Origin of the sequence: Rhodocyclus gracilis, assembly GCF_009617575.1 — a bacterium.
GTDB classification, from domain to species: domain Bacteria; phylum Pseudomonadota; class Gammaproteobacteria; order Burkholderiales; family Rhodocyclaceae; genus Rhodocyclus; species Rhodocyclus gracilis.
The window spans coordinates 274,999-293,430 of the sequence record NZ_WIXJ01000003.1; the positions used below are offsets into that span (position 1 = coordinate 274,999).

Here is an 18,432-nt window from a genome sequence, read left to right on the forward strand (position 1 = left end):
ATAAAAAACCGGGCCTGATCTCGGCCCGGTTGCGTCGCGTTGCGCGTGCCGGGGATTACACCTTGCGGTAAACCTCCGCCCCCGACTTCACGAACTCGACGGCCTTCGTTTCCATGCCTTTCTCGAGCGCCGCCTGTTCGTCGAGACCCTGCGCCGCGGCGTAGTCGCGCACGTCCTGCGTGATCTTCATCGAGCAGAAGTGCGGGCCGCACATCGAGCAGAAGTGCGCGACCTTGGCCGATTCCTTGGGCAGCGTTTCGTCGTGGAAGCTCTTCGCCTTGTCCGGGTCGAGGCCGAGGTTGAACTGGTCGTCCCAGCGGAATTCGAAGCGAGCCTTCGACAAGGCGTTGTCGCGGATCTGCGCGCCGGGGTGGCCCTTGGCGAGGTCGGCGGCGTGCGCGGCGAGCTTGTAGGTGATGATGCCTTCCTTGACGTCGTCCTTGTCAGGCAGGCCGAGGTGTTCCTTCGGCGTCACGTAGCAGAGCATCGCCGTGCCGTACCAGCCGATCTGCGCGGCGCCGATGGCGCTGGTGATGTGGTCGTAGCCCGGCGCGATGTCGGTGGTCAGCGGCCCGAGCGTGTAGAACGGCGCTTCCTTGCACCAGTCGAGCTGCAGGTCCATGTTTTCCTTGATCATGTGCATCGGCACGTGACCGGGGCCTTCGATCATCACCTGCACGTCGTGGCGCCAGGCGATCTCGGTGAGTTCGCCGAGCGTCTTCAGTTCGCCGAGCTGTGCTTCGTCGTTGGCGTCATAGATCGATCCGGGACGCAGGCCGTCGCCGAGGCTGAAGGCGACGTCGTAGGCCTTCATGATTTCGCAGATTTCCTCGAAGTGCGTGTACAGGAAGCTTTCCTTGTGGTGCGCGAGGCACCACTTGGCCATGATCGAGCCGCCGCGCGAGACGATGCCGGTGAGCCGGTTGGCGGTGAGCGGCACGTAGCGCAGCAGCACACCGGCGTGGATGGTGAAGTAATCGACGCCTTGCTCGGCCTGTTCGATCAGCGTGTCGCGGAAGATTTCCCAGGTGAGGTCTTCGGCGCGGCCGTCGACCTTTTCCAGCGCCTGATAGATCGGCACCGTGCCGATCGGCACCGGGCTGTTGCGGATGATCCACTCGCGCGTCTCGTGGATGTTCTTGCCGGTCGAGAGGTCCATCACCGTGTCGCCGCCCCAGCGGATCGACCAGGTCATCTTCTCGACTTCTTCCTGGATGCTTGATCCGAGCGCCGAGTTGCCGATGTTGGCGTTGATCTTCACCAGGAAGTTGCGGCCGATGATCATCGGCTCGGCTTCCGGGTGGTTGATGTTGGCCGGGATGATGGCGCGGCCGCGCGCGATCTCGTCGCGAACGAATTCGGGCGTGATCTCCTCGGGGATCGTCGCGCCGAAGCGCTCGCCGCGGTGCTGGCGGCCGATCAGTTCGGCCAGCTTCTGTCCCTGCGGGCCGGCGGCGCGTAGGCCGTCGAGGTAGGCGCGGCGGTTGTTGTTCTCGCGGATGGCGACGTATTCCATTTCCGGCGTGATGATGCCGCGCCGCGCGTAGTGCATCTGCGTGACGTTGCCGCTGGCGCCGTTGCCCCTCTTGGCACGCAGCGGCTTGCGGTGCAGGCCGGGGAAGCGCAGTTCATCCAGATCCGGGTTGGCGGCGCGCTGCTGGCCGAAGACGGAGGTCGGGCCGGGCAGTTCCTCGACGTCGGCGCGTTCGTCGATCCAGCCGGCGCGTAGCGGCGGCAGGCCGTTGCGCACATCGATCGTGGCGTCGGGATCGCCGTAGGGGCCGGAACAGTCATAGACGGTGATCGGCGGGTTCTTCTCGCCACCGAAGGCGGTCGGCGTGTCGGCTTGCGAAATTTCGCGCATCGGCACGCGCAGGTCTGGGCGGCTGCCGCTGACGTAGATGCGACGGGAGTTGGGCAGCGGCTCGACAGCGGCAGCGTCAACGTGGGCCTCGGCGGCGGTGAATTTCTCGTTGGCGTTCATAAATTTTCCTGGCGAAGACGCGCGGCGTCGGGGAGCAGTCTGCGCGCGGTCGGAGGGAGCGAAGCGCCGCTTCGGGCGGCTTCGCAGTGGCGGCAGGCGATGAGGGCGGCCAGAGGGCCGCACACGCGGGGCGCCAGCGGAGGGGGCAAGTTACTGTAATCGTCCGGCAATGGCAAGACGCCATCCGGCGAGTGTCGTGCCTGCGTGCGCCGGACTTCGGCGCGTATGGGGCTGGCGTTTTGAGGCGCGGCGCGGGGCATCGGCGCACGCCGCGCTAAAGTTTTCCGGCGTTCGTCCGTCAAGCACTGATGAGGACACGAACGTCGCCAGAAAGGCCGAGCATGCGTTTCACTTCCATCGCTGTTGCTGTCGTCGCCATCGTCATGCCCGTGACGCTCTGCGCGGCTGCGCCGACCGGCAAGGCGACGCGCTGGCAGCCGATTCTGGTCGAGCAGGGCAAGCGCATCGAGGTCGATCGCTCGAGCATCGCCAAGGATTCCGCCGGCAAGACGCTGGCGCTTGGGCGCATCGTCCTCGATAAGCCGATCAATGATCCCAAGACCGGAGCTTCCTACCGCATCATCGAGGCGCAGAGCCGCTACGACTGCTCCGCACGGACTTACGGCACGCTCAAGCGCACGTATTTCCGCGAAGAAGGCGAGTTGCTGCGCGAAGAAGAGGTGAAGACCGTCCTCGACATGCCTGTCCGCTCCGGCACGCTCGATGATCGCGTGCTGCGTGAGGTGTGCCGTCCGAGTTCTCCGCAGGAAGTGCAAAAGGAGGCCATGCGCACGGCCGCCAAGGCGGGCGAAGTCGCCGACGATCTGCGGCGGGCCAACGAAGCCTTGCTGCAAAAAGAACTGCGCCGCAGCAAGCCGGTGGCAGAGAAGCCGGCCGCAGAGAAGCCGTCCCGGGAGAAAGACCCCGTCGACAAGGCGCCCATCGAAAAAGCCGCGCTGAAGCCACTCGGCGACAAGCCGATGCCTGAGCGGGATCTTGGCGACAAGGGGCGGGCCGAGAAGATGCCGCTCGACAAGGCTGCTGCCGGCAGGGCGTCGGGCGAAAAGACCGCGGAAGAAAAAATCGCGGCGGCGAAGGAGTTGGCAGCAAAAGAGCCGGCGGCGAAGGAGTCCCCGGCGGCCAAGGCGCCACCGGTCGCTGAAGAGCCCGTCGAGACACCGCCGGCGCGGCCGCGTCGGGTGGCTCGTCCGGCGCCTCGGCCGGTGGCTGCGCATTCGGGGCACGCGGAATGGTCGTATGCCGGCGAGACCGGGCCGGAGCGCTGGGGGCAACTGCGTAGCGAATGGTCGCAATGCGCCAATGGCCGTCGCCAGTCGCCCATCGATATTCGCGACGGCATCCGCGTCGATCTCGATCCGATTGTTTTTGACTACCACCCGGCGGCGTTCTCGGTCATCGATAACGGCCATACCGTACAGACGACGCTGGCGGGCGGACAGTTGAGTCTGCTCGGCAAGGTTTATCAGCTCAAGCAGTTCCACTTTCACCGCCCGGCGGAGGAGCGCGTGAATGGTCGCGCCGCCGAAATGTCGCTGCATCTGGTGCATCAGGCGGCGGACGGCCGTCTGGCGGTCGTCGCCATCGCCCTCGAACGCGGCGCCGAAAACCCGCTGATCCAGACGGTCTGGAACCATCTGCCGCTGGAGAAGAACGAGGAAGTCTCGCCGCCCGGCTATCTCCTCGACGTCAACGGCCTGTTGCCGGCGGATCGCGCGTATTTCACCTACATGGGCTCGCTGACGACGCCGCCGTGCAGCGAAGACGTGCTCTGGCTGGTGTTGAAGCAGCCGCTAGCGGTGTCGGCCGATCAGATCGCCATCTTTGCCCGCCTCTATCCGGACAATGCGCGGCCGGTGCAGCCGACGAGCGCTCGCCTGATCAAGGAATCCCGCTAGGTCCGGTTCGTGGCCTCCTCGACGCTCCGCCGCTCCTTGGTGTTTGAGTCTCAGCGGCCCAGCGCTTCGCCGAGGAAGCGTTCGAGGCGTGGGTCGGTCGCGTAGGCGACGTTGAAGCGAATCCACGGTGAGGGCTGCGTTTGTGGCCGGAAGATGCTGCCCGGCGCCAGCATGATGCCGGCGTCGGCAGCGCGGCGGGCGAGCGGCGTCGCATCGCTGATGCCGGGCGTGCGCGCCCAGACGAACATGCCGCCTTTCGGCTCCGTATCGATCCGCATGCCGCAGCGTTCGAGCAGGCGCAAGGTCTGCTCGGTGACCATCGCCAGCCGGCCTTGCACGCGGTCGACGAATTTGCGGTACGGGCCTTCGGTCAGCATCTGGTAGACGAGGCGTTCGGAAAACTCCGAGGTCGACACGCAGGAGACGATTTTCACGTCGGTGAGCCGCGCCATCAGTGCCGGCGCCGCCGCGAAGAAGCCGACCCGCAGACAGCCGGAAAGCGTCTTCGAGAAGCTGCCGATGTAGATCGTCCGGCGCAGCAGGTCGAGTTGCGCGAGGCGTGTGGCTGCGCCGGGGTGCAGGTCGCCGTAGGTGTCGTCTTCGACGATCAGGAAATCGTGCTGTTCGGCCAGTTGCAGGACACGAAAGGCGTTCGCTGGCGCGAGGCTGCCCGAGGTCGGGTTGTGCAGGACGGAGTGCGTGAAGAAGGCCTTGGGGCGGTGCGTCTGCAAGAGTTCGGCCAGTGCCTCCGGGTCGGGGCCGCTGGCGGTGCGCGGCACGCCGACCAGTTGCACGCCGTACAGGCGCAGGTTGGCGAAGAGGTTCCAGTAGCCGGGGTCGTCGACCAGCACGCAGTCGCCGGCGCAGAGGAAGGTGCGGGCGACGATGTCGAGTGCCTGCGTCGCGCCGTGGGTGAGCGTGATCTGCGAAGCCGGCGCGGCGATGCCCAGTTCCGCGAGACGCAAGCTGATCTGTTCGCGCAGCGGCGCGTAGCCTTGCGCCGTGCCATAGCCGGCGACGCGCGTATCGGCGCGGCGGGCGAGCAGGCGGATGTTGCGGCGCAGCCCTTCTTCGTCGAGCCATTCCGGTGGCAGCCAGCCGACGCCGACTTTCAGGCGGTCGCCGCTTTCTTCCAGACTTTGATAGAGCACGCCGGCGTTATCGAAGGCGCGCTCGACTTCGCCGGGGCGGTGTTCGCGGAGGCTGGCGGTCGGCCGAGGGGCGACGTAGAAGCCGGAGCCGCGCCGCGATTGCAGATAACCGAGCGCCACCAGCCGGTCGTACGCCTCGACGACGGTAAAGCGGCTGATGTGGTGCTCATCGGCGAGGCCGCGAATCGGCGGCAGGCGCATGCCCGGCCGCAGCAGGCGGTCTTCGATGTGCTGCCGGACGCCGCCGACGATCTGATCGACGAGCGGCAGGGGCGATTCGGGGTCGAGGCGCAGGGGCAGCATGGGGTGGCTCCAAGTGTGCGTTGCCGGCGCTCGACTGTACTGGTCGTTTTGCCGGTACGGTGTCACGCAGTGCGTGGTGGTGTGTTCCTTTTGTGTCCGAAAAGTGTCCGGTATTGTCTGGTCGCGGTCAATGCCCGGCATTACAGACTCCCGCCGTTGCCGGGTCTGTAGCCAATTTTCGGTACGGGCGACAGAAAGGAGTGCTCCATGTTTCGTACAGCAGCGCAGCAGATTTTGCGGTCGAGCCGGGTTCGTTGGTGCTCGGGGTTCGCGTGGCTGATGGCGGGAGGCGCCTCCTTTTTGGTCGTCGGCTGCTCCAGTGAAGCCGCCCTGCCGAAGCAGCATCTCGTCGAGTGGCAGGCGGAGCGCTTGCTGTTCGTGGCCGATGAGCGCAGCGGCAGCATTCGCGCCTTCAGTCTGGCGACGACCGCGCCGACGCCGCTGGCGTTCGCGCCGTCGCCCCGGCGGCATTCGGTGCGCGCGCTGGCGCTCGACGCCGAGCATGGGCGGCTGTGGGTGTTGGGCGGCGAGCAGGTCGAGGTGTTTGACGCGCGCCGTTTGCGTTCGCTCGGGCAGCAGCCGGCCGAGGGGGCCAGGGCTTTACGGCTCGACGGTGGCGCTGTCGTGTTGCTGGCGGACGATGGCCACGTGCTCGGCCGGGTCGAGGCCTCTGCCTTGCGCGTGGCCGCAGAGGGCGTGCCCACGGTGACGGCGGCGGCGCCCTACTGAGTCGACGCTGGCGCGGCGTCGGGCCGGCGGGTGACGTGGTGCGGGCGGGATCCGGCGGGCGGGCGGAGAGCGGCGGGTTCAGGCCGGGGGGCTGTCGATGGAGCGCGTGTGCGCCGCGTACTGCATGTCTTCGACGAGGATGTGGTGGTTCAGCCAGCGGGTGAGGAAGCGCATCAGTTCGTTTTCCAGCGCCGCCGGGAAGCCCTGCCGCGTTTTCCAGCGCGCCTGCTCGATGCGCGTGGCGATGGCGGCGTGCAGGGCGGTGTGGCGTGCGCGGTCGGGGAAATCGATGCGCGCCAGATGTGCTTCTTCGCGGGCGAAGTGTTCCTGCGCGTAGGCAACGAGATCGTCGAGGATGAATTCGAGCGTGTTGTGATTGGCCAGTTCGATGTTCACGCCGAGGTCGTTGATGATGTCGACCAGTCGCTGGTGGTCGGCGTCGAGTTCGGCATTGCCGACCGACATGGCCGGCGTCCAGCGGATGAACTGCGCGGTCCGTTTGCGTTCGTGGACAGCCAGGAAAGCGTCGACGACGGCGGGATCAAAGTGTGCGCCGGCTTCGCGGCGAATCATTGCCAGCGCTTGCGCCTCGGTCCACGGTCGTTTGTAGGGGCGGTCGCTGATGAGGGCGTCGAAGACATCGACGACGGCGACGATGCGCGCCGCCAGCGGGATGTTCTCGCCAGCGAGGCGGTCCGGGTAGCCCTCGCCGTCGTAGCGTTCGTGGTGGCTGCGCGCGATCGTCGCCGCCAGTTCAAAGAGGCGGGCTTCGCCGTGCGCGGCGAGCGCCGCCGATTGGCTGAGCATGCTGTGACCAATGAGGGCGTGCCGATTGATCACCGTGCGCTCTTCCGCGTTCAGCGCGCCAGGTTTGAGCAGGATGTTTTCGGGAATGCCGACTTTGCCCAGATCGTGCAGGACGGCGGCGTAGCCGATGTTCTCCAGCATGTGGGGCGTGATCGCCGCGTGGCTGGGCGCCAGCGCGCTGGCGATTTCGGCGCTCATGCGCGCAACGCGGCCAACGTGGCGGGCGGTGTCGGTATCTTTGTATTCAGCGAGGGTAGCGAGCGTCGAGACGGTCGCCCGCTGCGTGCGTAGCAGTTGTTGCGCGACCTGCGCGTGTTCGACCGCCGGGGCAATGGCGCGGGTGAAGGCGTCGAGCATGCGCTGGTGCCAGTCGGGTAGCGGTGCCGCCAGACAGAGCAGGATCAGCACCGGCTGCGTTTGTTCGCCGGTGGTCTGCACGAAGAGCGCGGCGTAATCGTCGGCAAAGATGCTGTGCCGGGCGCTCCAGGCGCGTCGCAGAAAGGCGCGCATGGCCGGCGTGTCGAGGCGGGCGACGGGCGTGCATATGCGCCTGGCGAATTCGCCCATGCCGGCCAGGGCGATCAGGTCACCGTGCGCGGTGTCGCCGGTTTTGCGCTCCACGCAAAACAGCCCGCCGCGCAGGGCGATTTCCTGCTCGCCCAGAATGCGCAGGACGCCGGCAGCGACGTCAGCGACCGTACGCGCGCCGGCGATCTGCGCTGGCGATTCGGTCAGGCGCAGATGCAGCGCACGGCGCTTCTGCTCGCGCAGGGCCGTCGCCAGCGAGGCCGCCCACTCGTGGCTGCGCTGGGTGAACAGGCAATCGGCGACACCCAGCTCCCACAGCGCGTCGGCGGTCTTCGCCTCAAGCGGGGTCGCGCTGCGTACCATCACGGAGAGCAGGGGGCGCGCTTCGGCCAGCAGGCGAAGAACGTGGGCAGGAAGCGTGGTGCAGGCGGGGAGGGGGGGGATGCCCGAGAACGGCGGGCTTGCGGCGGATGCCACCGGTACCGCGCTGTGCGTGCCGACCGCGGCCCTCGCGGCGGCGTTGTGGCAGAGCAGCACGAGGCCGATCGACGCATCGCGCTGCAGTGCCGCGACTGCCTCGTCCAATGTCACCACCGTGTGAATGGCGTGACCCGCCAGTTGCGGCGAGGCGGTGAGCTGCGCGAGCCAATCCCCGGATGGAGAGGCGACAACCAGAATGGCAGCGGATGTCGGTCGGGTCGAGGGGGCGGTGTGAGTCACGATGAACGGGGCGTGCGGGGCATCGCCGTGGGCCGACGGCGAAGGCTAGGGGAGCGACTGTACGGCAACTTCTCGTGCCGTTCAATGACTTTACTGCGCTGAATTTCAAAGGTTTTCCAATGTCATTGGAAGGTGTGTGGCGGCGGCCGGCGGATGGCGCGGAGCCGTCGCCGCGCTGGGGGATGTGCGTGGCGGTGTGCCGGGCGTCGGTGGGGTAGCGAGGGCGCACCCGGCTCGCGAGAGGGGCGCGAGAGGGCCGCGAAATTTGCTGCGCGGCGCTGGACGCGTATTGACGCCGCCCGGTGCCGCCGATTACATTACTGACCGGTCAGTCATTAGTGGTCGTCATGAACCAGATTCGTCAGCCATCGCGCCGGGAGGCGCCGCAAGCGTCGGCAGGCGCGGCGGATGCCCCGCCGTTCGCCGCTTCGTCCTTGTGCGCCTTCATCGAGACGCTGGGCATGGCGTCCTGGCAAAAAACCCTGCAGGAGTCGTCTGCGCCGCCCGTCGCCTCCGGCGACAGTGCGCCCGTGCGGCGCCGGCGCAAGGCGGCGCGGCCTTCTGAACTGGTGGCGGCGGCGCTCGGTCTTTTCGTCGAACGTGGCTTTGCCGCGACGCGGCTCGACGATGTGGCGGCCCGTGCGGGCGTTTCCAAGGGCACGCTCTATTTGTATTTCGACAGCAAGGAAGCGCTCTTCAAGTCCGTGGTCGAAGAGTCGCTGGTGCCGGCGCTGGCGGCGGCGGAGCAATGGCTGGCGCAGTACGAGGGCAGCGCGACCGACAGCGTGCGCGAGTTGCTCGTTGGCTGGTGGGTCCTGCTTGGCGAAACGCCGCTGGCCGGCATGCCGAAGCTGATTATTGCCGAGGCGGGCAATTTTCCTGAATTGGCGAAGTTCTATCACGAGCGCGTCATCGTGCGTGGTCGCGCCCTGATGCGCACGGTGCTCGAACGTGGCATCGCGCGCGGCGAATTCCGTCCGCTGGACATCGAAATCGCCATTGACGTCATTTTTTCGCCGATCCTCATGTTGCTGATCTGGCGGCATTCGATGGTGGGCATGTGCGGCTACGATTACGCGCCGGCGACCTATCTGGAGACTCACATGAACCTGCTCATCAACGGCCTGTGTGCCGATTCACGCACGGGCACTGCCGGCGCGTCGGCTGCCGAGGGGCGGGCATGAAGGGGATGAACTCTGGCGGACTGTCCTGTGGGCGTCGCGCCATATTCGCGGGCGTCGGCCTGCCTGCGCTCGTCGTGCTGGTATTGGCGGGCTGTGCCAAAGAGCCGCCGGCGCCGCCGACGCCCCGGCCGGTGGTGACGCAGGTGCTCGGCAGTGGCGGTGAAGCGGCGGCGACGACGTATGCGGGCGAACTGCGCTCGCGCTATGAGACGCCGTTGGGCTTTCGCGTCGGCGGCAAGATCATCGAACGGCGCGCCAACGCCGGCGCAACCGTCAAGGCGGGCGAGGTGCTGGCGCGGCTCGATCCGGCCGATACCGCGCTCAGCGCCAGTTCGGCAGACGCGCAGCTGGCGCTGGCGCAGGCCGACGCGCGTCGCTATCGTGAATTACGCGACAAGAACTTCGTCAGCCAGTCGGCGCTCGACGCCAAGGAAACGGCGCTGAAATCGGCGCAGGCGCAGGCGGATCTGGCACACAACCAGCGGGCGTATACCGTCCTGACGGCGGACGCTCCGGGCGTCGTCGCCGAGGTGGTCGCCGAAGTCGGGCAGGTGGTGGCGGCCGGACAGACCGTCTTTCGCCTGTCGCGGCCCGGCGCGCTCGAAGTGGCCATCGCCATTCCTGAATCGCGCGTGACGCAACTGCGCGTCGGGCAGTCCGCCGAGGTGAGCCTGTGGGCCGACGAACGCGCCCGCTACCGTGGCGTGCTGCGCGAGCTGGCGAGTGTCGCCGATCCGGTGACGCGCACCTTCGCGGCGCGCGTTTCGCTCGTCGATCCGGATGCGCGCGCCTTGCTCGGCATGACGGCGCGCGTGCGCTTCGCTGACGCCAAACCGGTGGCCTCCGCCCTCTTCGTGCCGCTGACGGCGATCTTCCAGCAGGCGGGCAAAGCGGCGGTCTGGGTCGTCGGCGCCGATGAGACGGTCTCCCTGCGCCCGGTGAGCGTGACGGCCTGGGGCGAACAGGGTGCGACGCTGGCGGGCGGTGTTGCCGCTGGCGAGCGCATCGTCGTCGCTGGCGTGCATAAGCTCACGCAGGGTGAGAAGGTCAAGGTGGCACCGGCAGAAGCCGCACCGCCGCCAGCGTCCTCTGCGCCGGCCACAGCGACCGCGTCAGCCGCCGCCTCGACTCCTGCCGCTTCCCCCACTCCCGCCGCGGGCGCGGCCCGATGAAGCATCTCAATCTGTCCGAGTGGTCGCTGTCGCACCGCTCGATGGTCGGCTACCTGATCGTCGTGCTGATGCTGGCGGGCGTCCTGTCGTACTTCAAACTTGGCCGGGCCGAAGACCCGGATTTCACCTTCAAGGTGATGGTCGTGCGCACCTTGTGGGCTGGCGCGACGGCGAGCGAGGTCGAGCAGCAGATCACCGAGCGCATCGAAAAGAAGTTGCAGGAAACGCCGTGGGTCGATGTCATGCGCTCCTCGTCGAAATCCGGCGAGTCGCTGGTTTTCCTGGTGCTGAAGGACTACACGCCGAAAAAGGAGGTGCCGGATTCCTGGTATCAGGTGCGCAAGAAGATCGGCGATATTCGCGACACCTTGCCCTCCGGCGTGCAGGGGCCGTACATCAACGATGAGTTCGGCGACACGTTTGTCACGCTCTACGCGCTGACTGGCGATGGCTTCGATCTGGCCCGCCTGCGTCACGAGGCCGACCGTGTCGCGCGCGAACTGCGGCGCGTCGACGATGTGAAAAAAGTCGAGCTGGTCGGCGTGCAGGACGAGAAAATCTACGTCGAGATGTCGCACGCCCGCCTCGCGGCGCTGGGCGTCGATCCACAACTGGTGTTTGCGGCGCTGAAGAGCCAGAACGCCGTGACGCCAGCGGGCTTTGTCGAGACCGACAGCGATCGCGTACGCATTCGCGTCAGCGGCGAGTTCGACTCGGAGGCGGCGGTCCGCAACGTCGCCGTGCACGCGGGCGGGAAAACCTTCCACGTCGGCGATCTGGCGACGGTGCGGCGAGGTTTCGCCGATCCGCCGACGCCGCGCATGCGCTTTGGTGGCGAGGACGCCATCGGCGTTGCCGTGGCGATGAGCAAGGGCGGCGACGTCATTCATCTGGGCGACGCGCTGCGGCGCGAAGTAGCGCGCTTGCAGGCGGATTTGCCCAAGGGCATCGATATCCACGTCGTTGCCGACCAGCCGCAGGTAGTGGAGGAATCCATCCAGCTCTTCATGTCCTCGCTGGCCGAGGCGCTGGTGATCGTTCTGGCTGTCTCGTTCATCAGCCTCGGGCTGCGTACCGGCACGGTCGTCGCCTTGTCGATCCCGCTCGTGCTGGCGATCACGTTCCTGCTGATGCTGGTGTTCGGCATCGACCTGCAGCGCATTTCGCTCGGCGCGCTGATCATCGCGCTCGGGCTGCTGGTGGACGACGCGATCATCGCCGTCGAGATGATGGTGGTGAAGATGGAGCAGGGCTGGGACCGCTTCCGCGCCGCGACCTTTGCCTATACCTCGACGGCTTTCCCGATGCTGACCGGCACGCTGATCACGGCGGCGGCGTTCACGCCGGTCGGCTTCGCCCGTTCCGGGGCGGGCGAGTACACCTTCTCGATCTTCGCCGTCGTCACCATCGCGCTGCTGGTTTCGTGGGTCGTCGCCGTGGTGTTCACGCCGTTTATCGGCTACCTGTTGCTCAATCAGAAAAAACTCGAGGCCATTGGGCAGGCGCGCGGTGGCGACGTCTACAACACGCCCTTCTACCGGCGCGTGCGTGCTCTGGTCGACGGGTGCGTGCGTCGGCGCTGGCGGGTGATCGGCGCGACGGTCTTTGCCTTTGTGCTGGCGCTGGTGGCTTTCTCGACGGGGGTGCAAAAGCAGTTCTTCCCGGCGTCGAGCCGGCCGGAGTTGCTGGTCGATCTGTGGCTGCCGCAAGGCGCTTCGCTGAAGGCGACGGAAACGGCGACGAAGAAGCTGGAGCATCTGCTGCTCGACACGCCGGAATTGAACCGTTCGGTGAAGTTCTTCGCCGATTACATCGGCAATGGCAGCCCGCGCTTCTATCTGCCGCTCGATCAGCAGTTGTTCAACGACAACTTCGCCCAGTTTGTCGTCACCACGAACGACATCGCCGCGCGCGAAGACCTCAAGCGTCGTCTGGAAGCGATCTTCGCCGACGAGAAAGGCGAGTGGAGCGGTCTGCGCGCGCGCGTGCTGCGCCTCGAGAATGGACCGCCGGTCGGCTTTCCGGTGCAGTTCCGCGTCTCTGGCGAGGATCGCGTCGCCTTGCGCGCCGCAGCCGAGCAGGTCGCCGCGATCATGCGGCAGAGCCCGCATCTGGCGGACGTCAATTTCGACTGGAACGAGATGGGCAAGACCGTTCACCTCGAGGTCGATCAGGAACGGGCGCGGGCCTTGGGTATCAGCACGCAGGAGTTGTCCGAGTTCGTCAGCTCGCTCCTCAACGGCGTGGCGGTGACGCAGTTGCGCGATGGCGATCAGCTGATCGACGTCGTCGCCCGTGCTGCCGGCGACGAGCGTACGCGTCTATCGGCGCTCGCCGACATCAACATCCGCACGGCGAGCGGCAAGTACGTGCCGCTGTCGCAGGCGGTGACGATCCGCTATGAGCTGGAAGACGGTCTCATCTGGCGGCGCAATCGCGTGCCGACGGTGACGGTGCGGGCGGACATCCGCGACGGCACGCAGGCGCCCGTCGTCTCCGCGCAAATCGATCCGCAACTCGATGCGGTGCGCGCGAAACTGCCGGCGGGTTTTCGTATCGAAGTGGGCGGCGCGACGGAGGAATCCGCCAAGGGCGAGGCATCGATCAAGGCGGTGATGCCGATCATGCTGCTGGGCGTCGTCACGCTGTTGATGATCCAGTTGCAGAACATCGGTCGTACGGTGATGGTCCTGCTGACCGCGCCGCTCGGCTTGATCGGTGTCGCCATCGCCTTGCTGGTGTTTCAGGTGCCGTTCGGCTTCGTCGCCAATCTTGGTGTAATCGCCCTGATGGGCATGATCATGCGCAATTCGGTGATTCTCGTCGATCAGATCGATCAGGACGAAAAGAGCGGCAAGGCGACCTGGGATGCCATCGTCGATTCGACGGTGCGGCGTTTCCGGCCGATCATGCTGACCGCGTCGGCGGCGATTCTGGCGATGATTCCGCTGACGCGCAGCGTCTTCTGGGGGCCGATGGCGGTCGCCATCATGGGCGGGCTGATTGTCGCCACCGTCCTGACCTTGCTCTTTTTGCCGGCCTTGTACGCCGCCTGGTATCGCGTCATGCCGGCGGCGGAATCGTCCGGGCCGCGCGCGGCGGTGCCTGAAACGGCTCGGGTATAATTTATGGGCTTTCTCGTCGGTGTTTTCCGTGGTGGCGCCAGCACCGTCGGTGCCGGAGCAGACACGTCGGCGAGTAGATCAAGCGGCCGGAAACGGCCATTCAGCGACCATTTTGGCGGGGGCAGGACAGGCATGGATTTCGAGCAGGCACGTTTCAAGATGATCGAACAGCAAATCCGCCCCTGGGATGTGCTCGATCCGACCGTCCTCGATCTGCTGTCGGAGGTCCGGCGCGAAGACTTCGTGCCGCCGGCGCTGAAGTCTCTCGCTTTCGCCGACCTTGACCTGCCGATCGGCAAAGGCCGCCACATGCTGCCGCCGAAGATCGAAGCGCGCCTGTTGCAGGAGCTGACGGTGCGCTCCTCCGACGTCGTTCTCGAAGTCGGCGCCGGGACGGGCTACATGGCCGCCCTGCTGGCGTCGACCGCCGAATTTGTCGTCGCCATCGAGAGCGACGCCGATCTGGCGGCGATTGCCGAACGCAATCTGGCGCAGGCCGGCTTTGCCAACGTCAGCGTCGAAGTCGGCGATGGCTCGCGCGGCTGGGCGGAACAGGCGCCGTACGACGTGATCGTCATTTCCGGCGCGCTGCCCGAGCTACCCCGCGAATTTCTGACCCAACTCAAGGTGGGTGGACGACTGGTCGCCATCGTCGGCGCCGCGCCCGCCATGGAAGCCATTCTCGTCACGCGTACCGACGAGGACGCCTGGAGTACCGTGAACCTCTTCGAAACCGTGGTGCCGCTGCTGAACAATGTGGCGCCAAGCCGACCGTTCGTATTCTGAATATTCCGAGTCTTCCGCGGGCCGCCGCGGCGGCTCCGATATCGCCTGACACGCCTGAAAGCGAGATATTTCCATGCCTGTGATGAAACGCCACGCCCTGGCACTGCTTGTCGGCGCAGTTTTTGCAGCCTCCCCGGTGTTCGCTGCCGACCTCGCGCAGGTCTATCGCGACGCGGTCGCCTATGACGCCCAATTCGCCGCGGCGCGCGCCAACCTCGACGCCGGCCGTGAAAAACTGCCGCAAGGGCGCTCCGGTCTGCTGCCGGTCATCAGCGCCTCCGGCAACACCACCTGGAACCAGAACACTTACAGCGGGCTGACCGGCAACGGCTCGCGCGACGCCAGTTTCAACAGCAACGGTTACACGGTCAGCCTGACGCAACCGCTGTTTCGCTGGCAGAACATCGTCCAGTACGATCAGGCACAGTTGCAGGTCGTGCAGGCCGAGGCGACTTTCGAGCAGGCGCGGCAGGATCTCATCGTGCGCGTCGCGCAGGCCTATTTCGACGTGCTCTACGCGCAGGAAAACCTGACCGCCGTGCGCGCCAACAAGGAGGCGATCGCGCAGCAACTGGCGCAGGCGAAGAAGAACTTCGAGGTCGGCACCGCCACCATCACCGACTCGCAAGAAGCGCAATCGCGCTACGACCTCGCCACAGCGCAGGAAATCGCCGCCGACAGCGACCTCGAAATCAAGCGCCACACGCTCAGCGTCATCATCGGCAAGGACGCCGGTGCGCTCAATCCGCTGCGTAACGATGCGACGCTGGCGCCGCCGCAACCCGCCGCGATGGCGAACTGGGTCGATGCCGCCGAAAAGGACAGCTTCACCGTTCTCGCGCAGCAGGCGGCGGCGGAGGTGGCGGCGCGGGAAGTCGAGCGCAATCGCGCCGGGCATTATCCGACGCTCGACGTCGTCGCCAGTTACAACGACAGCAGTTCCGGCAAAACCCAGTTTGGCGATTCGCGCTTCGATTCCACATCGCGTGCCGTCGGGCTGCAACTCAATATCCCGATCTTTCAGGGCGGCTACGTCACCTCGAAAACGCGCGAGGCGGCGGCCAATCGCGAGGCCGCCAATGCGGCGCTCGATGGTGCGCGCCGTAACGCTTCGTTGCTCGCCCGCCAGTCCTACCTCGGGGTCGTCAACGGCATCGCTCAGGTGCGGGCGCTGGAAGCGGCCCTGCTCTCCAGCAATAGCGCCCTCGAATCGAACAAGCTCGGCTATGAGGTGGGCGTGCGCATCAACATCGACGTGCTGAACGCCGAGCAGCAGGTTTATTCAACCCGCCGCGACCTCGCCCGCGCCCGCTTTGACACGCTGCTTGCACAATTGCGGCTGAAGGCGGCGGTCGGCACGCTCAGCGACGCCGACCTGCAACAAATCAACGGACTGCTGGTGCACTGATCGCGTCCGGCGGCGCGGCTCGCGTCGGGGCGCCGGACGCGTTAAACGCCGCGCCCGTTGGCAGGTGCAGAGTCCGTCGCGAAGACGGCCGCCAAGGTGCGTGCCGTTGCTCCCTGATGCGCGTGACTGAAGGTGTGCGCGCACTCGCGCATGCGCGCCAGCGCCGCCGGATCGGCGAGTAGCGCTGGCGCCAGCGTGGCAAGGGTGGCGCTCACCGATCCGGCGAGAGAGTCCGGGGGCGAGGGATCGTTGGCGTTTGCCGTAGCGTCCGCCGCCCCGCCCGGTGCGTCGCCCTGCGCTTCGTCCAGACCCCGGACGCGTCGCGCGGCGCCCGCGTCGATGGCGTCGGCAGCGGCTTGCGCGAAATTGAAGGTATGCGGGCCGACCAGTGTCGGGCAGCCGCAGGCGGCGGCTTCGATCAGGTTTTGCCCGCCGAAGGGCAGCAGGCTACCGCCCATCACGGCGAGGTCGGCGGCCGCGTAGTAAGCCGCCATTTCGCCCATGCTGTCACCCAGCCAGACTTGTACGTCCGGTGCGAGTGTAGCGATAGCTTCTGACTTCTCCGCGCGGTGTGCGGACGGCTTCTGCGTTGTCTCGGGCGGCAACGCGCTGCGTCGCGCCAGCGTAAAACCACGGGCGCGGACGAGCGCGGCGACGTCGTCAAAGCGCTGCGGGTGACGCGGTACCAGCAGCAACAAGGGCGACGGTTCTGTCGCCGGCTGTTTCAGCCAGGGGGTGAGGGCGTCGAGCAGCAAGGCCTCTTCGCCGTCGCGCGTACTGGCGGCCAGCAGCACGGGGCGGGCGTTGCCGTGCGCATCGACAAAACGCTGTTTCCAGTGCGTGCCGCGCGCGCGCGCGGCGGCGTCGGGCGTGACGTCGAATTTCAGGTTGCCGCACACGACGACGCGCGGCGCCCCCAGGCGCCGCAGGCGTTCAGCATCCGCCTCGGTTTGCGCGGCGATCACCGACAGCGAGGCGAGCGCGGGCGCAATCAGGCCGCGCACACGCGCGTAGCCGGCGGCGGAGCGGGCCGACAGGCGCGCGTTCACCAGCGCCAGCGGCACGCGCTGCGCCGCCGCGGCGGCGCAGAGGTTGGGCCAGAGTTCGGTCTCCATGATCAGGCCGCGCTGTGGGCGGAAGTGCGCGAAGAAGCGCTTGCATGGCCCGGGCAGGTCGTAGGGTAGATAGGCCTGGACGATGCGGCCGGGATGACGCGTCAGCAATTCCGCACCTGCTGCGCGGCCGGTGGGCGTCATGTGCGTAAGCAGTAACGTGTGCTGCGGATGCGCGGCGAGCAAGGCGTCGATCACGGGCGCAGCGGCGCGGGTTTCGCCGACGGAGACAGCATGCAGCCAGAGTAGTGGTGGCCGCTCCACCGGCGTCGGCCACGCCGCGTAATGCCCCCAACGTTCGCCGATGTGCTGCCGATACTCCGGTTGGCGGCGTGCGCGCCAGAAGAGTCGCGCCAGCAGCGCCGGCTGCGCCAGCGTGAAGGCGGCGGAATACAGTGTGCGCAGCATCAGCCAGCCCTCTGTGGCTGCAAGGCCATGTCGGCGATGGACAGCACCTGCTCGACATTGGGCGGCGCGCCCTTGCCGCCGAGATTGCGGACGAAGGTGGTCGGGGGGCGCGGCGAGGAGGGGGCTGCCGTTGCGCCGATTCGCACGCCGTTCGACGTCGTATGCGCGGCGCAGTGCGAAGTGTTCCCCGAAATGTCGCCCGTGCTGCCGGCCAGCGCCCCCGTCAGGGCCGGGTCGGTCGCCGTGTAGATCGCCAGTGTCGGCGTGCCGAGGGCGGCGGAGAGGTGGACGAGTCCGGTGTCGACGCCGACGGTCAGTGCGGCGTGGCCGAGGACGCTGGCGGCGTCGCGCAGGCCCATGGCAGGCGCGGCCAGCGCGCCGGGGATGTTCGCCGCCAGGCGGGCCGCACGCTCGCGTTCGTGCGCATTGCCGCCCGGCAGGACGGCGCGGATGCCGCGTTCGGCGAGGGCGCGGCCCAGCGCAATCCAGCGCGCTTCTTCCCAGAGCTTGTCGTCGCGCGAGGTGGCACTGAGCAGTACGGCGTAGCGCTGTGCGCCTGTCAGCCAGGGCAGAGCAAGCGGCGGGGCAGCGATACCGTAGTCGAGCGGCGTGGCCTCGACGCTGTCGGCGGGAAGACCGAAGGCCGCTGCGGCCAGCCAGCGATTGCGCATGACTGCGTGCGCGTTGCGCGGGATGGCGAAGCTGCGCTCGTAAAAGCGCGCGGCCAATGGCTCGCGTGCCGCAGCGGCGCTGTAGCCGAGGCGAACGCCGGTGGCCGCTTTGGCGACCAGCGCGCTTTTGACGAGGCCTTGCGTATCGAGGATGAAGTCGTAAGCCGTTTGTGCCAGCCGCTTCCGAAAGCTAGCGATCTCGCGCCATGTCTGGGCGTGCAGCAGGCCCTTGCGCCAGCGGCGCACAGCGACGGGAATCGCCGCGTGCAAGGCCGGGTGCAGACGCGGGATGTCGATAAAGGCTTCTTCGACGCACCAGTCGATTTCGGCACCGGGAAAGGCGCGCGCCAAATCGCTGAGCACGGGCAGATTGTGAATGACATCGCCGAGCGAGGAGGTTTTGATCAGTAGAATTCGCATCGGCAGGT

The 18,432-nt window shown here is 67.0% G+C and carries 12 protein-coding genes; 7 read left to right on the forward strand and 5 right to left on the reverse strand.

The features are described from left to right. Positions 1-55: 55 nt before the first annotated feature. On the reverse strand, positions 56-1,984 hold the full coding sequence (gene thiC, locus GHK24_RS07075; protein ID WP_153471142.1) for a phosphomethylpyrimidine synthase ThiC: 1,929 nt from the start codon (positions 1,982-1,984) through the stop codon (positions 56-58). A gap of 341 nt (positions 1,985-2,325) precedes the next feature. Between thiC and GHK24_RS07080 the strand changes: the two genes are divergently transcribed. Next, positions 2,326-3,900 (forward strand): carbonic anhydrase, encoded by a 1,575-nt coding sequence (locus tag GHK24_RS07080; protein ID WP_228384580.1) that lies wholly within the window; start codon positions 2,326-2,328, stop codon positions 3,898-3,900. A gap of 50 nt (positions 3,901-3,950) precedes the next feature. Here the strand turns inward: GHK24_RS07080 and GHK24_RS07085 are convergent, their stop codons facing one another. Then, complete coding sequence (locus GHK24_RS07085) at positions 3,951-5,354, reverse strand: aminotransferase-like domain-containing protein (RefSeq protein ID WP_153471145.1); 1,404 nt, start codon at positions 5,352-5,354, stop codon at positions 3,951-3,953. A 207-nt stretch (positions 5,355-5,561) separates the two neighbouring features. Here GHK24_RS07085 and GHK24_RS07090 point away from each other — a divergent pair, with 207 nt between their 5' ends. Then, positions 5,562-6,083 carry a hypothetical protein gene (locus GHK24_RS07090; protein WP_153471148.1) on the forward strand — a complete coding sequence of 174 codons (522 nt, stop codon included), beginning with the start codon at positions 5,562-5,564 and terminating at the stop codon, positions 6,081-6,083. Positions 6,084-6,161: 78 nt separating this feature from the next. Here the strand turns inward: GHK24_RS07090 and GHK24_RS07095 are convergent, their stop codons facing one another. Further along, entirely contained in the window at positions 6,162-8,138 is a 1,977-nt protein-coding gene (locus GHK24_RS07095) for a bacteriohemerythrin (protein ID WP_153471151.1), read from the reverse strand. A gap of 347 nt (positions 8,139-8,485) precedes the next feature. On the opposite strand from GHK24_RS07095, the gene GHK24_RS07100 reads away from it, so the two are divergent. The 5 genes from GHK24_RS07100 to GHK24_RS07120 all read left to right on the forward strand — a co-directional run bounded on the left by GHK24_RS07100 (position 8,486) and on the right by GHK24_RS07120 (position 15,813). Continuing rightward, positions 8,486-9,322, forward strand: a complete 837-nt coding sequence (locus tag GHK24_RS07100; RefSeq protein ID WP_228384581.1) for a TetR/AcrR family transcriptional regulator — start codon at positions 8,486-8,488, stop codon at positions 9,320-9,322. Between the two features lie 5 nt (positions 9,323-9,327). Then, positions 9,328-10,494, forward strand: coding sequence for an efflux RND transporter periplasmic adaptor subunit (locus GHK24_RS07105; RefSeq protein ID WP_153471154.1), 1,167 nt, complete (start codon positions 9,328-9,330; stop codon positions 10,492-10,494). Further along, positions 10,491-13,619 carry an efflux RND transporter permease subunit gene (locus GHK24_RS07110; protein ID WP_153471157.1) on the forward strand — a complete coding sequence of 1,043 codons (3,129 nt, stop codon included), beginning with the start codon at positions 10,491-10,493 and terminating at the stop codon, positions 13,617-13,619. The genes GHK24_RS07105 and GHK24_RS07110 overlap by 4 nt, the downstream gene beginning before the upstream one ends. Before the next feature lie 132 nt (positions 13,620-13,751). Then, the gene (locus GHK24_RS07115) at positions 13,752-14,405 is read left to right on the forward strand and encodes a protein-L-isoaspartate O-methyltransferase family protein (RefSeq protein WP_153471160.1); all 654 of its coding nucleotides are present in this window, start codon (positions 13,752-13,754) and stop codon (positions 14,403-14,405) included. 82 nt (positions 14,406-14,487) lie between these two features. Next, the gene (locus GHK24_RS07120) at positions 14,488-15,813 is read left to right on the forward strand and encodes a TolC family outer membrane protein (RefSeq protein WP_153471300.1); all 1,326 of its coding nucleotides are present in this window, start codon (positions 14,488-14,490) and stop codon (positions 15,811-15,813) included. A gap of 41 nt (positions 15,814-15,854) precedes the next feature. Here GHK24_RS07120 and waaA read toward each other — a convergent pair whose 3' ends face one another. Both waaA and waaC read right to left on the reverse strand, forming a co-directional pair. Beyond that, the gene (waaA, locus tag GHK24_RS07125; protein ID WP_153471164.1) at positions 15,855-17,333 is read right to left on the reverse strand and encodes a lipid IV(A) 3-deoxy-D-manno-octulosonic acid transferase; all 1,479 of its coding nucleotides are present in this window, start codon (positions 17,331-17,333) and stop codon (positions 15,855-15,857) included. Beyond that, positions 17,333-18,424 carry a lipopolysaccharide heptosyltransferase I gene (gene waaC, locus GHK24_RS07130; protein ID WP_153471167.1) on the reverse strand — a complete coding sequence of 364 codons (1,092 nt, stop codon included), beginning with the start codon at positions 18,422-18,424 and terminating at the stop codon, positions 17,333-17,335. The genes waaA and waaC overlap by 1 nt, the downstream gene beginning before the upstream one ends. Positions 18,425-18,432: the final 8 nt, after the last annotated feature.

Bases quoted from the DNA above. Each gene is read 5' to 3' on its own strand.
- thiC (WP_153471142.1), bottom strand. From the start codon at position 1,984: ATGAACGCCAACGAGAAATTCACCGCCGCCGAGGCCCACGTTGACGCT.
- GHK24_RS07080 (WP_228384580.1), top strand. From the start codon at position 2,326: ATGCGTTTCACTTCCATCGCTGTTGCTGTCGTCGCCATCGTCATGCCC.
- GHK24_RS07085 (WP_153471145.1), bottom strand. From the start codon at position 5,354: ATGCTGCCCCTGCGCCTCGACCCCGAATCGCCCCTGCCGCTCGTCGAT.
- GHK24_RS07090 (WP_153471148.1), top strand. From the start codon at position 5,562: ATGTTTCGTACAGCAGCGCAGCAGATTTTGCGGTCGAGCCGGGTTCGT.
- GHK24_RS07100 (WP_228384581.1), top strand. From the start codon at position 8,486: ATGAACCAGATTCGTCAGCCATCGCGCCGGGAGGCGCCGCAAGCGTCG.
- GHK24_RS07105 (WP_153471154.1), top strand. From the start codon at position 9,328: ATGAACTCTGGCGGACTGTCCTGTGGGCGTCGCGCCATATTCGCGGGC.
- GHK24_RS07110 (WP_153471157.1), top strand. From the start codon at position 10,491: ATGAAGCATCTCAATCTGTCCGAGTGGTCGCTGTCGCACCGCTCGATG.
- GHK24_RS07115 (WP_153471160.1), top strand. From the start codon at position 13,752: ATGGATTTCGAGCAGGCACGTTTCAAGATGATCGAACAGCAAATCCGC.
- GHK24_RS07120 (WP_153471300.1), top strand. From the start codon at position 14,488: ATGAAACGCCACGCCCTGGCACTGCTTGTCGGCGCAGTTTTTGCAGCC.
- waaA (WP_153471164.1), bottom strand. From the start codon at position 17,333: ATGCTGCGCACACTGTATTCCGCCGCCTTCACGCTGGCGCAGCCGGCG.
- waaC (WP_153471167.1), bottom strand. From the start codon at position 18,424: ATGCGAATTCTACTGATCAAAACCTCCTCGCTCGGCGATGTCATTCAC.